Raw genomic sequence first — 18,374 nt, 5'->3', positions numbered from 1 at the left:
ATTTTATCGCGGCAATTAAAATAAACATGAACTATTATAGTCTTAATAAACAGTCGCCCATTGCCGATTTCCGGCAGGCAACTATTGATGGACAGGCACCAGATGGAGGCCTTTATTTCCCGGATACTATTCCTCAACATTCAGCCGAATGGATAAAGGATCTTAATAAATATTCGCGGGCAGAAATTGCTTTTAAAGTAATAGCACCTTTTACCGGAAAAACAATACCTGAAGATATTCTCTGGTCAATAGTTAACGAGACTATTGACTTCCCCATCCCCCTTATTAAAGTGGATAAAGGAATTTATTTATTGGAATTATTTCATGGCCCTACGCTGGCTTTTAAAGACGTGGGTGCCCGATTCATGAGCAGATGTCTAGGTTATTTTGCGAAAGAAAAAAGCGAAAAGATCACAGTATTGGTGGCTACTTCTGGCGATACGGGGGGGGCGGTTGCCAGCGGTTTTCATAATGTGGATGGTGTTAATGTTGTCATCCTCTACCCTTCCGGGAAAGTTAGTGCTGTTCAGGAAAAGCAATTAACAACCTTCGGTGGAAATATACAGGCCCTTGAAGTAGAAGGAAATTTCGATGATTGCCAGAAAATGGTAAAAGAAGCATTTCGTGATAAAGAATTAAAGGAGAAGATTTTTCTTACTTCCGCAAATTCAATCAATGTTGCAAGGTGGTTGCCACAACAATTTTATTACTTCTTTGCACTCCGGCAATGGAAGCAAAAGGAAGCACCTGTTTTTAGTGTGCCCAGTGGAAATTTCGGCAATATTTGTGCAGGTATAATGGCATGGAAAACAGGACTGCCAGTTAAACATTTTATTGCAGCCTGTAACAGCAATGATGTAGTCAGCGATTATCTTCATACCGGTATCTATCAACCGAAAACTGCCGTTCCTACTATTTCAAATGCGATGGACGTAGGAAACCCCAGTAATTTCTCGCGAATCCTTGAACTTTTTCATAATAATGCAGACCATCTCAAGGATATATTCTCTTCGTATACTACAAGTGATGACAGAACCCGTGAAGTAATGCTGGATGTTTACAGAAACGATGATTATTTACTTGACCCGCATGGCGCTGTTGGATATGACGCACTCCTGAACTGGCTTTCAATGCATCCCAACGATAATGGAATTGTATTGGAAACAGCACACCCGATCAAATTTCTTGATATAGTAGAGCCTCTGATACAGGAACAAATAGAGATTCCAGAAAACATCAGGTATACTATGAGTAAACAAAAAGATTCTATCCTTATTGGCAATAATTATGAAGCATTAAGATCATTCCTTTTAAGAAACTAATCAAAATGGTTTCTGCGGTGTTTTGATATCCGTTTTAAGATACTGATTGAACCAGTTTATATGTCTTTCATGTCTGTCTTTCAGATAACTGGGAACAGAAATCCCATGAAATTGTTTGGGATATATGATCAGGCCGGTTGGAACACCAAGCGATTTAAGAGCCTGGTACATTTGTTCTGCACCCGCAACAGGAACATTAAAATCACTTTCACTTGCCATGAATAATGTGGGTGTTTTTATCTTGTCGGCTTTAAGGAAAGGATAAGACAGGGCGAGCCATTTTTCAATATTTTTCCAGGGCGCGCCTAACTCCTTTTCGTATTGAGTAATGTATTGGTCGCTTCCGTAAAGGCTAAGTTGCAACGCACTACCTGCACCACTAACAGCGGCTTTGAACCTTGTATCCGTTGCTATAGTGTAATTGGTTGTGATACCCCCATAACTCCATCCTGCAAGCCCCATACGATTTTCATCAACAATGCCCTGGGAAACCAGGTGATCGGCCACACCAATCACATCCATTACTTCTTTATTTCCCCAATCACCATATATAGATCTGGTATAATCCAGCCCCCTACCACTACTTCCCCGATAATTAACTGCAGCAACTGCATATCCGGCAGAAGCATAAATCATCCTGGTCATATCAAAATCGAAATCATCCTGAGATACAGGCCCACCATGAATGTATATTATCAGTGGTAATTTTTGCGAAGCCTGATGTTGGGCAGGCGTATACAGAATTCCTGAAACAATTGTTCCATCTTTGCTCTTTGAACGGAACCCTTCTGCTTTAGGTAGAAGAATAGGTGCCAGGAAAGAATCCTGCAGATATGTTAACCGCCTTGTTTTACCAGCTTCGATTGCATAGAGTTCAGGTGGCATCTGCGATGAACTCATAATGGTAACAATACTATTGTCAACCGGGTTAGTTTCCATCTCATAATAACTCTTCTCACCCGTCAACAACCTGTTTACTTTACCGGAAGCGATGTCAAAACTTACTACCTGAACTTCCCTGTCATCTTCCATCAAGCCAAGAAGTTGTTTACTATCTCTGCTCCAGCGGAGATTACGAACGGGGCGGTCAAGGCTGCCCGATAATACTTTTTTTTGTCCACCTGTAGCAGACACGATAGCAACCAATGGTTGTCCATACATAGTAAAAGTTTCGTCGCTACTACTTTGTTGATATGCGATCCATTTGCCATCGGGGCTCCATACCGGACGGTTATCCTCGCCTTCCCAGGTTGTAATCTTCTGAGGAATAGAGTTAAGTGCGGCATCCATGATGAAGATGTCGCTATTCTCGTTCTTATCCGGCGTTTCTGACCTGTTACTTGTAAATGCAATCCTTTTACCATCCGGTGAAAAAACGGGCTGAGTTTCGCTATAAATACCTTTTGTAAGGGTGTCTAGTTTTTTTGAAGTGACGTCAAGCAAGTAAAGGTGGGTGGAGGTACTATCAAGATATCCGGATCGATCCTGTTTGAAATGATATCGATCTATAACATATGGTTTCCTGATTTTGGTACTGGATGTATCTGCATAACTGAGATCTTTAATAGAGAACAGCAGCTTTTTTCCATCGGGTGCCCAGCTATACTCTTCGATATCACCTTTTATAGTTGTAAGCTTTTTCGCTTCACCTCCCCGCCTGTCCAAAAGATAAAGCTGGCTATTCTTGTCTTCCCCACGTGTTGCAAGAAAAGATATATACCTGCTGTCGGGGCTCCATTTGGCTGCAGATTCTCCCCCTGGGTCAAAGGTGAGTTGAATATGATCTTTACCATCCCAGCCAGACATCCATAAATCAGAATTGAATTTATCCTTTACACTATCAGCCTTACTTATACGATATAGAATCCATTTACCATCAGGCGACACCTGCAGGGATGATGGTGTTTGTAACCGGTATAAGTCAGAAGGCTGCAGCGCGCGCTTGCTTTGAGCATTAACGGAGGATGTTAAAATAACCGTCAATAAAACAGATAAAAGGAAGCTTTTCATTTTGGGATGCAATTGATGATGTGCAATTTAAAGATAAATCTGACCCTTTGATGGTGAATCAAAAGACATGCTTTTAATATTCAGATTAAGGTATTATGGTTGTGAATAAGTACACGAAGAAAAGGACTAATAATACGATGCCTTGCAATACAGTGGTTCTTCCGGTACTAAGTGAAAGTATGATTACCATAAGAGATAAAATAAATAATACGGTAGATTTTATATCTATGCCTAATGTGAGGTCAAATCCATAGTAAAGTGAAACTATTGCCACCGCTGGAATGGTAAGTCCAATACTGGCAAGTGCTGATCCGAGAGAAAGGTTAAGACTTGTTTGTAACCTGTTATTTCGGGCAGCGCGAAGAGCTGCCAGACCTTCCGGCATAAGCACTACCATTGCTATTATTATACCAACCAGTGATTGAGGTGCCCCCATGGCGAAAACAGCCTGCTCAATGGCCGGAGCAAGCGCTTTACCCAGTAATACTACAGCTCCCAGACAGACCAGAAGTAATCCTGCAGACAAAAGTGCTACTTTAACAGATGGGGGATCAGCATGCAGGTCTTCATCACGATCTGCATCACTTGGTAGGAAATAATCACGATGTCTGATGGTTTGCACCATAACAAAGCTGAGGTATAAAATCAGGGTTATAATCCCGACAAAAATCAATTGTGAATCTGTGTAGACCGGGCCTGGTGAACTGACTGTATAATTTGGCAATACAAGGGTTAGGATTGCAATAGCTGTTAGTGTGGTTAATGAAGCGCTAACTCCCTGCAAACCGAATGTTTGTTCGCCAAATTTTGCACCACCTACCAAAAGGCAAAGTCCAACCATTGCATTCAGAATGATCATAACTGCTGCAAAAACAGTATCACGTGCGAGAATGGCAGCTTCGGGTCCTCCGGAAATCATTAACGATACTATTAGTGCCACTTCTATTATTGTGATGGCCACAGCCAGTACTAGTGTTCCAAAGGGCTCCCCTACACGATGGGCCACAACTTCTGCATGATGTACAGCGGCCAAAACACTACCAATAAGGACTGCGGCCAGAAAAAACTGGAACCATACATTCTGGGATGAATCTTTGAAAGCATATAATACCCACGCGACTATAGGGAATATGATGGTCCAGAGCGGAAGGGGCATTTTAAATTTCATACTCGCATATGGTTGGTAGTTGTAAATATAAAAAAAGCCACCGGTTAAGGTGGCTTTGAATATATATGCTTTTCCGGGTGGTAAACCCTATCAATCAAACTTCAGGTCAAGACCCAGACCTCTTAATTCATGGATCAAAACATTGAATGATTCAGGAACGCCTGGTCTTGGAATATTATCCCCTTTCACGATTGCTTCATAAGTCTTGGCACGACCAATGATATCATCAGATTTAAGTGTAAGCAATTCCTGCAGAATGTTGGATGCACCATAAGCTTCAAGTGCCCAAACTTCCATTTCACCAAAACGCTGACCTCCAAACTGAGCCTTACCACCAAGCGGCTGCTGGGTAATGAGACTGTATGGTCCGATTGAACGAGCATGCATTTTATCGTCAACCATGTGGTGCAGCTTGATCATATAAATGATACCAACTGTAGCTTTCTGGTGGAAGCGATCACCGGTTTCACCATCATAAAGGTGGGTGTGACCCATCATTGGGATACCTGCCTGTGTGCAGTATTGTTCAACCTCGTCTGTAGTAGCACCATCAAATATTGGTGTTGCAAATTTCACTCCCAGTTGCTCACCGCACCATCCTAACACAGTTTCATAAATCTGACCAAGGTTCATACGACTTGGTACACCAAGTGGGTTAAGAACAATATCTACCGGCTCACCGTTCTCAAGGAATGGCATATCCTCTGCGCGTACAATCTTTGCAACGATTCCTTTGTTACCATGGCGACCTGCCATCTTATCACCAACCTTTAACTTACGTTTTACAGCAAGGTAAACCTTGGCAAGTTTCAGCACACCAGCAGGTAATTCATCTCCGATTGAGATATTGAATTTCTCACGCTTGTATCGTCCAAGTTCTTCGTTGTATTTAATGCTGAAGTTGTGAAGCAGAATATTGATCTGACTATCAATTTTTTCATCTCCAGTCCAGCCAAGGGGATTAATGTTCAGGAAGTCAAGTCCCGCGAGGTTCTTGGCAGTGAACTTAGCACCCTTACCTATCTGCATTTCACCGAAGTTGTTGCTTACACCTGCGGATGGTTTTTCTTTAAGCAATGTTTGGAGTTTGCTCAATAAAACTTCCTGGAGGTCGGCTTCATTCTTCTCGTGAACTTTTTCAACTTTTTCAAGAGCTGCCTTCTCACGAACTTTTGTGTTCTTATCTTTCTTAGCACGCTGGAAAAGTTTCTTATCGATAACCACACCTTCAACACCATTCGGAGCTTTCAGTGAAGCATCTTTTGCATCACCGGCTTTGTCGCCGAAGATTGCACGCAATAACTTCTCTTCAGGTGTAGGATCACTTTCTCCTTTGGGAGTGATCTTACCAATAAGAATATCTCCTTCTTTTACATGGGCTCCGATGCGAATGATACCATTCTCATCCAGATCCTTGGTTGCTTCTTCTGAAACGTTTGGAATATCAGGAGTAAGTTCTTCTTCACCTAATTTGGTATCGCGCACCTCAAGCTCATATTCTGATATATGAATAGATGTGAACAGGTCTTCACGAACAACTTTCTCGTTGATTACTATGGCATCTTCGAAGTTGTAACCTTTCCATGGCATAAAGGCCACTTTGAGGTTTCTTCCAAGGGCTATTTCACCCCCCTGAACCGCATAACCTTCAGTCAGGAAATCTCCTTCTTTCACATGCTGGCCCTTTTTAACGGCTGGCTTGAGTGTAATGGATGTTTCCTGGTTTGTTTTCTGGTATTTGGTGAGTTTATAAATGATCAGATCTTCTTCAAAACTAACCAGACGCTGTTCTTCATTACGATCGTAACGAATATGGATCTCATTACCGTCAACAAATTCAACCACACCATTGCCTTCTGAGATGATCTGAACCCTAGAGTCGCGGGCAGCTTTCGCTTCCAGACCTGTTCCAACAAAAGGAACCTGGGGTTTGATCAATGGAACGGCCTGGCGTTGCATGTTTGATCCCATCAGGGCACGGTTTGCATCATCATGTTCCAGGAAAGGAATAAGTGATGCAGAAAGTCCCACAATCTGGTTTGGAGCAACGTCCATATATTCTACTTCCGTGCGATCCAGAATCGGGAAGTCACCGGTTTCACGACTTACTACCTTTTCTTCAGCGAATTCTCCCTTTTCAGAAAGTGGAGTATTAGCCTGGGCGATCTTGGCAGTATCTTCTTCTTCCGCACTCAGGAAGGTAAGTTCTTTCATGTTTACCTTGCCATTCTCCACTTTACGATACGGTGTTTCGATAAAGCCCATTTCGTTGATCTTTGCATGGACACAAAGCGTGGAGATAAGTCCGATGTTTGGACCTTCCGGTGTTTCAATTGTACACAGGCGTCCATAATGCGAATAGTGAACGTCACGAACTTCGAAACCTGCCCGCTCCCGGCTAAGACCACCTGGTCCAAGCGCTGAAATACGTCGCTTATGGGTGATCTCCGAAAGAGGATTGGTCTGGTCTAAGAACTGTGATAATTGTGATGTTCCGAAGAATGAATTAATAACAGATGAAAGCGTTCTGGCATTAATGAGGTCTACAGGTGTAAATACTTCATTATCCCGAACATTCATACGCTCACGGATGGTACGTGCCATACGGGCAAGTCCCACACCAAATTGTGCATACAACTGCTCTCCAACTGTACGTACACGACGGTTGCTAAGGTGATCGATATCATCGATCTCAGCTTTGGCGTTCGTAAGACGTACCAGGTATTTAATGATCTCAATGATATCTTCTTTGGTCAGTACTTTATGATCAAGTGGATAATTGAGATTTAGTTTACGGTTGATTTTATAACGTCCAACTTCCCCGAGGTCATAACGCTTATCTGAGAAGAACAACTTATCAATGATACCGCGGGCTGTTTCATCATCAGGCGCATCGGCACCACGTAACTGACGGTAGATATGCTGAACCGCTTCCAGCTCGCTATTGGAAGTATCTTTATTTAAAGTATTGTAGATGATCGCATAATCACCCCCTACATCTTCACGTTGCAGGAACACACTCTTAACATCCATATCCACAATCATTTCGATTGCTTCATCATCAAGAATAGTATCACGCTCCAATACCACCTCATTACGTTCAATAGATACTACTTCACCGGTGTCCTCATCAACAAAATCCTCTACCCAGGTCCTGAGAACACGGGCAGCAAGTTTTTTGCCCAGATATTTATCAAGCGCTTTTTTCTCACCCTTTACTTCATCCGCCATTCCGAATAGTTCCAGAATGTCCTTATCTGTTTCAAATCCTATTGAACGTAGTAAGGTTGTTACGGGGAACTTCTTCTTCCGATCAATATAGGCATACATCACATTGTTGATGTCGGTAGCAAATTCCATCCAGGCACCTTTGAAAGGGATAACCCGGGCAGAATAAATTTTAGTACCGTTGGGATGTATCGACTGACCGAAGAATACACCTGGTGAGCGATGCAATTGAGAAACCACTACACGCTCAGCGCCATTGATAACGAAGGTGCCACGCGGAGTCATGTATGGGATGTTTCCAAGGAATACATCCTGTACGATGGTTTGAAAGTCAACATGCTCTTCGTCATTACAACTCAGGCGAAGTTTTGCTTTCAGTGGTACTGCGTAAGTAAGTCCGCGCTCCATACATTCTTCAATGGTATAGCGTGGCGGATCAATGAAATAATCGAGAAACTCCAGCACGAAAATGTTCCTGGTGTCAGTGATAGGGAAATTTTCCTTAAACACCTTGAACAGGCCTTCATTGTTACGTTTGTCAGGAGTGGTCTCTAATTGGAAGAAGTCTTTAAACGATTGAATCTGCACTTCCAGCAGGTCAGGAGCTTCAGCGAGGTGTTTGATCTTACCGAAGTTGATCCTGGTGTTCAGTTTAGTAGAAGACATATGTATTTTAAACCGGTTTTAAAGCTTTTAAAAATCGTCGACAGAATACTCTCGATTGAGCAAATTTAATACTCAGTGCACTGATATATAGGAAGTTACAATAAAATGGCCATTTTGCAGGCTTCCATAATATATAGCTATTCAATTTAAAACGGAGGGCAAAGCTACGGATTTTAGGGGAATGAACAAATTTTTGGGTTAGGAAAGGGTAAAATGCCATCCCCCCCTTTCCTTAAATAAAAAAGCCGGGAAAAGATCCCGGCCTTTCTGTTATGTGAATACTGATTAGTTGATCTCAACATCAGCACCAGCTTCTTTAAGCTTATTGGCGATTTCTTCAGCTTCAGCTTTAGAAACACCTTCTTTAACTGCTTTAGGAGCACCGTCAACCAGTTCCTTAGCTTCTTTAAGTCCGAGACCAGTAAGATCTTTAACGATCTTAACCACATTCAACTTAGAAGCACCACCGCTCTTCAGAATTACATTGAAAGCAGTTTTCTCTTCTACAGCGGCTGCGCCACCACCACCATCAGCGGCTACTACAACTGCAGCAGCAGCGGGTTCGATACCATACTCAGATTTAAGAAAATCAGCCAGTTCCTGTACTTCTTTTACAGTGAGGCTTACCAGTTGTTCAGCTAATACTTTTACGTCTGCCATTGTTTAAAATTTTTACCGTCTTCACAGCCTGTATGCTCCGACGGCAGTTTTTAAAAAAATTCTAATGATATCCCCTCAGGCAGGGGAATTATTTAAATAATATTATTCAGCCGGAGTTGTAGGTGCTTCTGGTGCCGATGGTGCCTCAGGTGCAGTGTCAGCACTTGCCGCAGCCTCAGCACTTGCCTCTGGTGCAACATCACCAGCAGGTTCTGCAACAATTTCAGCCTTTTTACCTTTTTCAAGCAATGCGGCGATAACACGCTGAGCAGGTGCTTGTAAGAGTCCGATAACTTCACCAATAAGTTCATTCTTGGTCTTAATACGGGTAAGAGCTTTCAACTGCTCGTCACCAACATAGATATCACCATTTATGAAAGCTGCCTTAAGCACCGGGCGATCACTCTTGCTTTCAGTACGGAAAGAAGAAATTATCAGAGCCGGCTCTTTCGGATTTTCAGAAAATAGTAAAGCTGTAACATTATTGAGTGCTTCATATACTCCTGCATATTTTTCACTATCAATAGATTCCAGCGCTTTCTTAATGAGGGTGTTCTTAGCAACCTTCATTTCAACCTGCTTGTCGTAACATACACGGCGAAGTTTTGTCACCTGTGCAACTGTCAGACTTTCAGTGTCGGTGATATAGAAGTTATTGTATTGAGAGAACTTACCTTTCAGCAGTTCAATCACTTCTGTTTTTTGTTCTTTAGTCATACCGCAAAAATTTATTTCTGCCCCCTTAAAGGGAGAAAGTTCTTGAATTAGTGAATGAATGTTTTGGTGTCGATAGTGATACCAGGACTCATGGTGCTTGCCATGCTTACACCCCTCAGGTAGGTACCTTTAGCAGTTGCCGGCTTCAGTTTCAGGATTGCATTGATAAGCTCCTGGCTGTTCTCTGCAATCTTATCAGGACCAAAGCTCACACGACCGATGGAAGCATGAACGATACCCGCCTTATCAACTTTAAAGGCGATCTTACCACCTTTAACTTCGTTCACTGCAGATGCCACATCATTTGTAACAGTACCTGTTTTGGGGTTTGGCATCAGGTTGCGTGGACCGAGGATCTTACCAAGCTTACCGATCTTTGGCATTACTGAAGGAGTAGCGATGATAACATCGATATCCGTCCATCCACCTTCAATCTTCTGGATAAATTCATCTAGTCCTACATGATCCGCACCAGCTGCTTTTGCATCATTCTCCTTATCTGGGGTACAAAGAACCAATACACGCTTTGTTCTACCTGTTCCGTGTGGGAGAGTAACTGTACCACGAACAGCCTGATCGGCTTTCTTTGGATCAACACCCAAACGGATATGCAGGTCAACGGAAGCATCGAATTTTGCGATATTCACTTCCTTCACAAGTGAAGAAGCTTCTTTGAGTGAATAAATCTTATTTGAATCAACCTTAGGGTTAACTTCTTTTCTTTTTTTTGTGATAGCCATTGCTCAAAAGTTTTTGTTAGTCAACAATTAATTTTCCCATGGAGCAACACCATCAACAGTGATACCCATGCTACGTGCTGTACCGGCTACCATTTTCATGGCACTTTCCACGGTGAAGCAATTAAGATCAGGCATTTTATCCTTAGCAATTGCTTCTACCTGGGCCCAGGTTACTTTACCAACTTTTGAACGGTTTGGCTCTTTTGAACCACTTTGCAACTTAGCAGCTTCTAACAACTGGACTGATGCAGGGGGAGTTTTGATAACAAAGTCGAATGACTTGTCAGAGTACACTGTGATCAACACAGGTAGTACTTTTCCCATTTTATCCTGGGTCCTGGCATTAAATTGCTTACAGAACTCCATGATGTTCAGACCTTTAGAACCAAGGGCCGGACCAATGGGGGGTGCAGGGTTGGCTTGACCGCCTTTACACTGCAGCTTTACGAAACCAGTGATTTCTTTTGCCATTTTTTAAATGTTTTTTTGGTGATAGCGTCTGCTTTCGCATTTGCTGAGGCAGACTCCCAAATCCAATTCGAAATAAGAACTAATGATTGGGGGTGCAAAACTAAGACATTAATTTAATTTATCAAAGAAATTCCCTCCTTCCTATCGCTGCAAAATTTAGATAATCCGGGAAATTAAAAAAACCACTCCTTTTGGAGTGGTTTAGCTAATGATATTAATACTGCTGTAAAAAATCAGGAGAGCTTTTCTACCTGCATATAATTAAGTTCCACAGGAGTAGATCGTCCAAATATCTTAACGGTAACTTTTAATTTCTTCTTCTCATCATTCACCTCTTCGATAATACCGTTGAAATCATTAAATGGACCTTCAATTATCTTTATCGTCTCTCCTACTATGAATGGTTCGCTCATGCTCATTCCACCAGCTTCACTCATTTCATCCATTTTACCGAGCATTTTATTCACTTCAGCTTTTCTAAGAGCAATTGGATGCTCTTTACCTAGGAAATGAATGACATTGCTGGTATTCTTTATAGTTTCCCGAAGATCATCTCCAAGCTTGCCTTCAACCACTTCAATCATAACGTACCCGGGGTAATAGTTGCGTTCGCGCATTACTTTTTTACCGTTTTGTACCTTATAAACTTTTTCCACCGGAAGGAAAACCTGTTTCACCACCTCGCTCCAACCGCCACGGCTGATCTCCTTATCAAGGTATTCCTTGACTTTTCGTTCTTTACCGCTCACCACGCGCAGCACGTACCATTTGGTTTCTTGTTGATTAACGATTTCTTCCATTATGCAAAGAATGAATAGATGAATTTCAGTAATGAATTTGAAGCAAAGTCCATGAGCCAGATTACCAGCGTGATAATGATGGTAGCAACCAGCACGATCATTGTGGATTGTTGCAGCTGGGCCCATGTTGGCCAGGTTACTTTTTCAACCAGCTCTTTATAAGACTCGCTGAAGTATGTTGTTACTTTATTCATGATACAAGATTACTTGTTATTGGTTTCGATGACAGAAACAAAAGAACTCAACGGGCAGTTGACCCATTGAGCTTTTGCAAAATAATGAATTACTGTCAACTGGCACGGGCAACAGGATTCGAACCCGTATCAAAGGTTTTGGAGACCTCTATTCTACCATTGAACTATGCCCGTAAAAAAGCCACTGGAATTTGCTGTAGCCGTTAGCAAATTTACAACTAAAGGCTGGTCGCTAACACCAGTGGCTGCTATTGAGAAATTTATCAATTACTTCAGGATCTCAGTTACCTGTCCGGCTCCTACTGTACGGCCACCTTCGCGGATAGCGAATTTCAGACCTTTTTCCATTGCGATGGGCTGGATCAGGGTAACCCTTAAGTTGGTATTATCACCAGGCATCACCATTTCAGTTCCCTCAGCAAGTGTACATTCTCCGGTTACATCCGTTGTACGGAAGTAGAACTGAGGACGATACTTATTGAAGAATGGAGTGTGACGGCCACCTTCTTCCTTGCTCAGTACGTATACTTCACCACGGAATTCAGTGTGCGGAGTGATGGAACCTGGCTTACAGATTACCATACCACGACGGATATCTTTCTTTTCAATACCACGGAGAAGAAGACCAGCATTATCACCAGCTTCACCCTCATCGAGGAGTTTCTTGAACATTTCAACACCTGTAACAGTGGAAGTCATAGCGGTTGGCATAAGACCTACGATCTCAACACCTTCACCAACTTTGATACGGCCACGCTCGATACGACCTGTTGCAACGGTACCACGACCAGTAATTGAGAATACATCTTCCACAGACATCAGGAATGGCATATCAACCGGGCGCGGAGGCAGCGGAATGTAGCTGTCAACGGCATCCATCAGTTCTTCGATCTTCTTAACCCACTTCTCTTCACCAGCCAGCGCTCCGGTTGCAGAACCCTGAATGATCGGAGTGTTGTCACCGTCAAAGCCATATGAGCTAAGGAGGTCACGAATTTCCATTTCAACCAGTTCCAGCAATTCAGCATCGTCAACCAGATCAACTTTATTCATAAAAACAACGATCTGAGGTACACCAACCTGGCGAGCCAGAAGGATGTGCTCTTTCGTTTGGGGCATAGGACCATCTGTAGCAGCCACAACCAGGATAGCACCGTCCATCTGAGCAGCACCTGTAATCATGTTTTTCACATAGTCAGCGTGACCGGGACAGTCAACGTGAGCATAGTGACGGTTTGCTGTCTGATATTCAACGTGTGCAGTATTGATGGTGATACCACGCTCTTTTTCTTCAGGAGCTCCATCAATTTCATCATACTTCTTCGCTGTCGCTAATCCTTTACTTGCCAGAATGGAAGTAATAGCGGCAGTCAAAGTGGTTTTACCGTGGTCAACGTGGCCAATAGTACCTACGTTAACGTGGGGCTTTTCCCTCTTAAAGGTCTCTTTTGCCATTTTATTTGTTTTTAAGTTGTGGTTTAAAATTGTAAGTCCAAATGACTTATTATAATTTATGTGTCTGCAAAGATACCGATATCCTTACCCATGCCTGACACAATTCAACACATTTTTACCATTATATCCTGTGATTAACAATACTCCCCGGGAGCGGTCAATCAGCCGATTTTCGATCCAAAGAGCCGTTAGTGAGAATCGAACTCACGACCTCTTCCCTACCAAGGAAGTGCTCTACCACTGAGCTACAACGGCACAAACCTGTTTGTAGTTAGTGGTTCGTGGTTTAACTACAAACCAATCTGGAGCGGAAGACGAGTCTCGAACTCGCAACCTATAGCTTGGAAGGCTATCGCTCTACCAATTGAGCTACTTCCGCTTATTCCCAACAATGAGAAAAGAACCATTTCCCAGTATGTTGATAAGAACTTAACCCGCATTAGTTTTACCAATTGCGGGTGTTAAGTGGGCAGGAGAGGATTCGAACCTCTGAAGTCGAAAGACAGCGGATTTACAGTCCGCCCCATTTGGCCGCTCTGGAACCTGCCCGATTATTACAAGAGCCACTTGTCGGAATCGAACCAACGACCTACTGATTACAAATCAGTTGCTCTACCAGCTGAGCTAAAGTGGCGATTGATCCCCTTAAAGAACTACCCGTTTTTGTTTCGGGATGGCAAAGGTAACAGAATTATAGAAATACAAAAATTTTGAAATCATTTTTTTTAAAAAAACCACGCATCGCTGGATTGACGGGAATTTGGGACAAAAAAAAAGACCTCCTGAGAGGTCTTTTTCGAGTTTTTATTAAGCGATCAGCTTGTCTTTTTTTCTTTTTATTTGATTAACAATTGAATCCAGTGCGCTGTCAAATGATTCCTCAAATGATTTAGAACTGGCCTTTACAAAGAAATCATGGCGGGGTACGTGTACTCTGATCTCCGCTACCTTGTCTTTAATCTGGTGCACTACATTGTCTAATTTCAAAAAAACATCCACTTTGATGATCCGGTCATGAAAAGTACTGAGTTTCGCCAGTCGGTTAGTTACATAATCAACAAGCTTTGAATCTGCATCAAAGTGAACAGTCTGAATGTTAACGTTCATAGCAATCACGTTTTATCTGTGAACAATAAATAAAGAGCTTACTTGTAAGACCATCCTTTTCAGGCTGAATAATGTCTTGCTATGAAGTTAATATAAGAAGGTTCATTTTCCAAGAAAGGCAGTCATTATATTTTGACTTTCACAACACCTTAATAGAGTTTAAAATTTTAGCATATCAACCCTTTGGGTGAGCCTTTTTATGTATTTCCCTGAGCTTTCCGATAGTAGTATGTGTATATACCTGTGTGGCGGCCAGGCTCGAATGCCCAAGCAATTCCTTGACAGCATTCAGATCAGCACCATTATTTAATAGATGAGTTGCAAAACTATGCCTCAGTATGTGGGGACTCCTTTTACTAAGTGTTGTAAAATCTTTAAGGTATTCACGCACGATCCTGTAAACATATTGGGCATAAAGTGGGTTTCCCTTCTCTGTAAGAAGGAGGTGTTGTTTGTCAAATTGTTCCCAACGCCCCGCCTTTCCGGCTTCATAAGCAGATATCGATTCCAGTATATCTTTATTCACAGGAATAATGCGCTCTTTATTACCCTTCCCCACCACACGCAATTGGTAGTTATAATTATCAATCTGACTACTCTTCAGATTGACCAGCTCACTCCTACGCATACCCGTTTGATAGAGAAGCTTCAATATTAACTCAGTGGTGAGCGCACGCCATCCATCACCAAAGGAATTGCGGGCAAATAATTCCTCTGCCTTATCACTTTCTACATATACAGGAAGTTTTTTTCCAACCTTGGGGGCCGATAAATTAGCTACAGGAGAAATGCGTATAAATCCTTTCTTAAGCAGGTACTTATAAAATGAGCGCAGGGAAGAAAGTTTACGACCTATGGACCGGGCACCCAGGGAATTTTTCCCTTCTTTCAAAGTGGAAAGCCAGGTGCGAACAAAAGAAACACTGGCATCCTTTAAATCATCAGTTTCAAATTCAACCCTGATAAAATCCTTGAACGAACTTATATCATCCTGGTAGGCCCTGATGGTATGATCTGAATAACGCTTTTCAAAGCGCAGATACTGTATAAAATCTAATAAAAGGACATCTTCAGGTATATGCATACAAAAGCGATAGCAGCAAAGCTAATACTTTGCTGCTATCGCATCACACTATAGATGTAGTTAATCAGATTTCGATCTTACCGCTGGAGATCTGCTGCTTGTAAACAGCCTTCAACACCTGGGCACGACGCTTAATAGACGGCTTTGTGAATGACTGACGTTCTCTTAGTTGCAACAGAACTTTAGCCTTTTCAAACTTTTTCTTGTACTTCTTGAGCGCCTTGTCAATGTTTTCGCAATCTTTTGAATCGATGATCAGCATGGTAATATACCTCCTTTGGTAATTTTTTGGAGGGCAAAGATAGGAAACAATATAAAAATACCAAATCATTTGTATCTAAATTTCCCTTCTTTTTATACTCTTTTGATTATCCAGAGCGTCCTTTTAATCAATTAACTACTAATTTGCGAATATGTTTACCGGCATTATTGAAACCATGGGAATGGTGGAAAGTATTGAAAAAGAGGGCAGTAATTCTATATTCTGGCTGAATTCACCCCTTTCCAACACCTTCAAAATTGATCAGAGTGTAGCACATAATGGTGTTTGTCTTACTATTGACCAACTTTCAGAGGATAAGCACCGGGTTACTGCGATTTCAGAGACACTGGAGAAAACGGAACTGGGTTCGTGGAAAGTGGGAGCATTGGTTAATCTCGAACGTTGTATGGTGATGAATGGTCGGATTGATGGCCATATTGTTCAGGGCCATGTGGATTGCACTGCAACCTGTTTAGAAAAGATTGATAAGGATGGAAGCTGGGAGTTCCGGTTTCTCATCCCTCCGCAATTTTCCGCATTAATCATTGAAAAAGGATCGATTTGCCTGAATGGGATCAGCCTTACCATCTTCAATGTCAGTATAGATGAGTTTTCGGTGGCAATTATTCCATATACATTTACTCACACCAATATTGGAACTATCGAAGTGGGCATGAGGGTGAATATTGAATTTGATATCATAGGAAAATATGCCAATCGGATTGCAGAGTTAAAAACCACCATTAAATAACCTAATACGGCACATGCTTCTTGTTCTTCTGGCCCAACTTATTATTTCGCTTTATAGCGTCTTAACAGGTTTTATTTTCTACCGGCTGGCATTAACATATGATTCAAAAGACCATCCTTCTATAAGCAGGCCATTGATAAATCATTTCATTACCGGCCTTGCAATCATTACCTGTTTCGCCCAGTTAGCAAATTTTGGTTTCCCTCTAAATGGTAAAATCTTCATTGCCTATTCATTCTTATTAATTGCAGGGGTACTTATTTTCAGAAGAGACCTGCTTCTTTTTTTCTCCCGGGTTCCAAAACCCAGGTTGAATGTGATTAACACCCTATCCTTCCTTGCATTCGGAACTATGGTAGTGGTTCTTGCCAGTGGCCCAACCATTATGGATGATACCGAATCTTATCACATGCAGCTGATCCGTTGGAGTAAAACATATAATACTGTTCCCGGAATCGCGAACCTGCATGAACGGTATGGGTTTCAATCCTCCTGGTTTGCTCTATCTGCGTTTTTTTTCCAGGCTCCCCTGGGTTATAATTTTTTTGCGGCATTAAATGGTACAGTATGCATATGGTTAAGCTATTACCTGATTTCAAATGTTTCATATTTCTTGGCAAATAATAAGGCAACTCTACTGGCATGGGCAAGTTTTCTTATGCTTCTGGCACTCACATTATCCTGGCCTCTACTGAGAGGATCATCCACTAATTCTAATTATGATCTCATTGCAACAACAGTAATCATTATACTGGTTGCTCAGGAGTTTGAAGCTCGCGCGATGAACTCGCGATCCGGAAACGAAATGGAATGGATCCTATGGCCTGCTTACCTATTCTCTGTTCGCATAATAAATTATCCGCTGCTCATTCTGTTATTGATAAGCATATTCTATATGCTCCGGCGTAAACAATACAGTCAAATTCTCTGGATAATGATTCCATCCCTCCTATTAGCGGGAGCCATGATTGGAAGAACCTATATAAGCTCAGGCTACCCATTTTTCCCATCAATGGCGTTTGCTTTTTTTGAACCAGACTGGAAAGTGCCGCAGGAACTTGTGCAGGAATTACTGAGATTCATCAAATATTATAACAGGGTTTCAACTGAATATCAAGATCTGGCCACCACAGAGTCCATGGGAATATTTGGCTGGATACCTCAATGGTTTGCCTACCTCTCTGGTTTTGATAAAGTCCTGATAATTACAATACCGATTGGATTGATAACAGGCACATACCTCTTATTCGTAAAACATAAGGGCAATGGGGTGTTTACTTTAAAAACATTATTCCTCGTTATTCTATTTCAAATTCTCTCCTGGTTTCTGGTTGCACCTGATCCCCGTTTCAGTTATGGAGCACTACTTCTAATCGCTATTATTCCGATTTTCTTCCTGAAAAAATCCAGGTTATTACAGAATGGAAAAATTTTATCAGCCAGCATATTTCTTTTATCTGCAGCTGTATGCATATATACAGGTAAAAAAATAGTGACGGACAAAAATTATACGCATGTACTGCTCCCCATAAAAAATCCGGTTCCTGAATACAGCACTCTGATTGTTGATGGTATTCATGTGGTAATTCCGAAGATACTTGGAGACAAGTGGAATCCCCGATGCTATTGCCTGCCATTGCCCTGTACATATACCCTTCAACAGCAACTTTCACTGCGAGCCAATACTATTGCAGATGGGTTTAAGATCAAAAAGAATTAATTTCCCTATTTATGAAACA

Annotated in this window: 16 protein-coding genes and 5 tRNA genes; 3 read left to right on the top strand and 18 right to left on the bottom strand. The window is 41.9% G+C overall.

All coding sequences use genetic code 11. The features are described 5' to 3' along the window. The first annotated feature begins 26 nt into the window (after positions 1-26). The gene (gene thrC / locus V6M43_RS02330) at positions 27-1,322 is read left to right on the top strand and encodes a threonine synthase (RefSeq protein WP_332732423.1); all 1,296 of its coding nucleotides are present in this window, start codon (positions 27-29) and stop codon (positions 1,320-1,322) included. On the opposite strand, the gene V6M43_RS02325 is transcribed toward thrC, so the two are convergent. From V6M43_RS02325 to rpsU, 18 genes are all read right to left on the bottom strand, one after another. Further along, the gene (locus V6M43_RS02325; RefSeq protein ID WP_332732422.1) at positions 1,323-3,332 is read right to left on the bottom strand and encodes a S9 family peptidase; all 2,010 of its coding nucleotides are present in this window, start codon (positions 3,330-3,332) and stop codon (positions 1,323-1,325) included. Between the two features lie 85 nt (positions 3,333-3,417). Next, a complete protein-coding gene (locus tag V6M43_RS02320; RefSeq protein WP_332732421.1) occupies positions 3,418-4,500 on the bottom strand; it encodes a calcium:proton antiporter in 1,083 nt (360 codons plus the stop codon). A 90-nt stretch (positions 4,501-4,590) separates the two neighbouring features. Next, entirely contained in the window at positions 4,591-8,394 is a 3,804-nt protein-coding gene (rpoB, locus tag V6M43_RS02315; protein WP_332732420.1) for a DNA-directed RNA polymerase subunit beta, read from the bottom strand. Positions 8,395-8,679: 285 nt separating this feature from the next. Then, positions 8,680-9,054 (bottom strand): 50S ribosomal protein L7/L12, encoded by a 375-nt coding sequence (gene rplL / locus V6M43_RS02310; RefSeq protein ID WP_039131338.1) that lies wholly within the window; start codon positions 9,052-9,054, stop codon positions 8,680-8,682. A gap of 102 nt (positions 9,055-9,156) precedes the next feature. Then, on the bottom strand, positions 9,157-9,771 hold the full coding sequence (rplJ, locus tag V6M43_RS02305) for a 50S ribosomal protein L10 (protein ID WP_332732419.1): 615 nt from the start codon (positions 9,769-9,771) through the stop codon (positions 9,157-9,159). Between the two features lie 47 nt (positions 9,772-9,818). Then, the gene (gene rplA, locus V6M43_RS02300; protein WP_039131341.1) at positions 9,819-10,511 is read right to left on the bottom strand and encodes a 50S ribosomal protein L1; all 693 of its coding nucleotides are present in this window, start codon (positions 10,509-10,511) and stop codon (positions 9,819-9,821) included. Between the two features lie 27 nt (positions 10,512-10,538). Beyond that, positions 10,539-10,982, bottom strand: a complete 444-nt coding sequence (gene rplK / locus V6M43_RS02295; protein ID WP_039131343.1) for a 50S ribosomal protein L11 — start codon at positions 10,980-10,982, stop codon at positions 10,539-10,541. A 233-nt stretch (positions 10,983-11,215) separates the two neighbouring features. Beyond that, positions 11,216-11,782 carry a transcription termination/antitermination protein NusG gene (nusG, locus tag V6M43_RS02290; RefSeq protein WP_039131345.1) on the bottom strand — a complete coding sequence of 189 codons (567 nt, stop codon included), beginning with the start codon at positions 11,780-11,782 and terminating at the stop codon, positions 11,216-11,218. Next, positions 11,782-11,976 (bottom strand): preprotein translocase subunit SecE, encoded by a 195-nt coding sequence (gene secE, locus V6M43_RS02285; RefSeq protein ID WP_039131348.1) that lies wholly within the window; start codon positions 11,974-11,976, stop codon positions 11,782-11,784. The genes nusG and secE overlap by 1 nt, the downstream gene beginning before the upstream one ends. 100 nt (positions 11,977-12,076) lie before the next feature. Continuing rightward, positions 12,077-12,150: transfer RNA gene (locus V6M43_RS02280), tRNA-Trp, on the bottom strand. A 93-nt stretch (positions 12,151-12,243) separates the two neighbouring features. Further along, complete coding sequence (gene tuf, locus V6M43_RS02275) at positions 12,244-13,431, bottom strand: elongation factor Tu (RefSeq protein ID WP_332732418.1); 1,188 nt, start codon at positions 13,429-13,431, stop codon at positions 12,244-12,246. Positions 13,432-13,614: 183 nt separating this feature from the next. Next, a tRNA-Thr gene (locus V6M43_RS02270) sits at positions 13,615-13,686 on the bottom strand. Between the two features lie 48 nt (positions 13,687-13,734). Beyond that, a tRNA-Gly gene (locus V6M43_RS02265) sits at positions 13,735-13,810 on the bottom strand. Positions 13,811-13,897: 87 nt separating this feature from the next. Beyond that, a tRNA-Tyr gene (locus V6M43_RS02260) sits at positions 13,898-13,980 on the bottom strand. 12 nt (positions 13,981-13,992) lie between these two features. Next, a tRNA-Thr gene (locus V6M43_RS02255) sits at positions 13,993-14,065 on the bottom strand. A 173-nt stretch (positions 14,066-14,238) separates the two neighbouring features. Continuing rightward, positions 14,239-14,538 (bottom strand): ribosome hibernation-promoting factor, HPF/YfiA family, encoded by a 300-nt coding sequence (gene hpf / locus V6M43_RS02250; RefSeq protein ID WP_039131351.1) that lies wholly within the window; start codon positions 14,536-14,538, stop codon positions 14,239-14,241. Positions 14,539-14,713: 175 nt separating this feature from the next. Then, complete coding sequence (locus V6M43_RS02245; protein ID WP_332732417.1) at positions 14,714-15,622, bottom strand: tyrosine-type recombinase/integrase; 909 nt, start codon at positions 15,620-15,622, stop codon at positions 14,714-14,716. Between the two features lie 64 nt (positions 15,623-15,686). Further along, entirely contained in the window at positions 15,687-15,884 is a 198-nt protein-coding gene (gene rpsU / locus V6M43_RS02240; RefSeq protein ID WP_039131356.1) for a 30S ribosomal protein S21, read from the bottom strand. Between the two features lie 151 nt (positions 15,885-16,035). Between rpsU and V6M43_RS02235 the strand changes: the two genes are divergently transcribed. Both V6M43_RS02235 and V6M43_RS02230 read left to right on the top strand, forming a co-directional pair. Beyond that, on the top strand, positions 16,036-16,635 hold the full coding sequence (locus tag V6M43_RS02235; protein WP_332732416.1) for a riboflavin synthase: 600 nt from the start codon (positions 16,036-16,038) through the stop codon (positions 16,633-16,635). Between the two features lie 13 nt (positions 16,636-16,648). Beyond that, positions 16,649-18,355 (top strand): LIC_10190 family membrane protein, encoded by a 1,707-nt coding sequence (locus V6M43_RS02230; protein ID WP_332732415.1) that lies wholly within the window; start codon positions 16,649-16,651, stop codon positions 18,353-18,355. Positions 18,356-18,374 lie beyond the last annotated feature (19 nt).

Origin of the sequence: Flavihumibacter sp. (assembly GCF_036676075.1) — a bacterium.
In the GTDB taxonomy this organism is placed as follows: domain Bacteria; phylum Bacteroidota; class Bacteroidia; order Chitinophagales; family Chitinophagaceae; genus Flavihumibacter.
The sequence above is the reverse complement of the archived record's forward strand: the minus strand, read 5'-3'. Positions and strand labels throughout refer to the sequence as shown.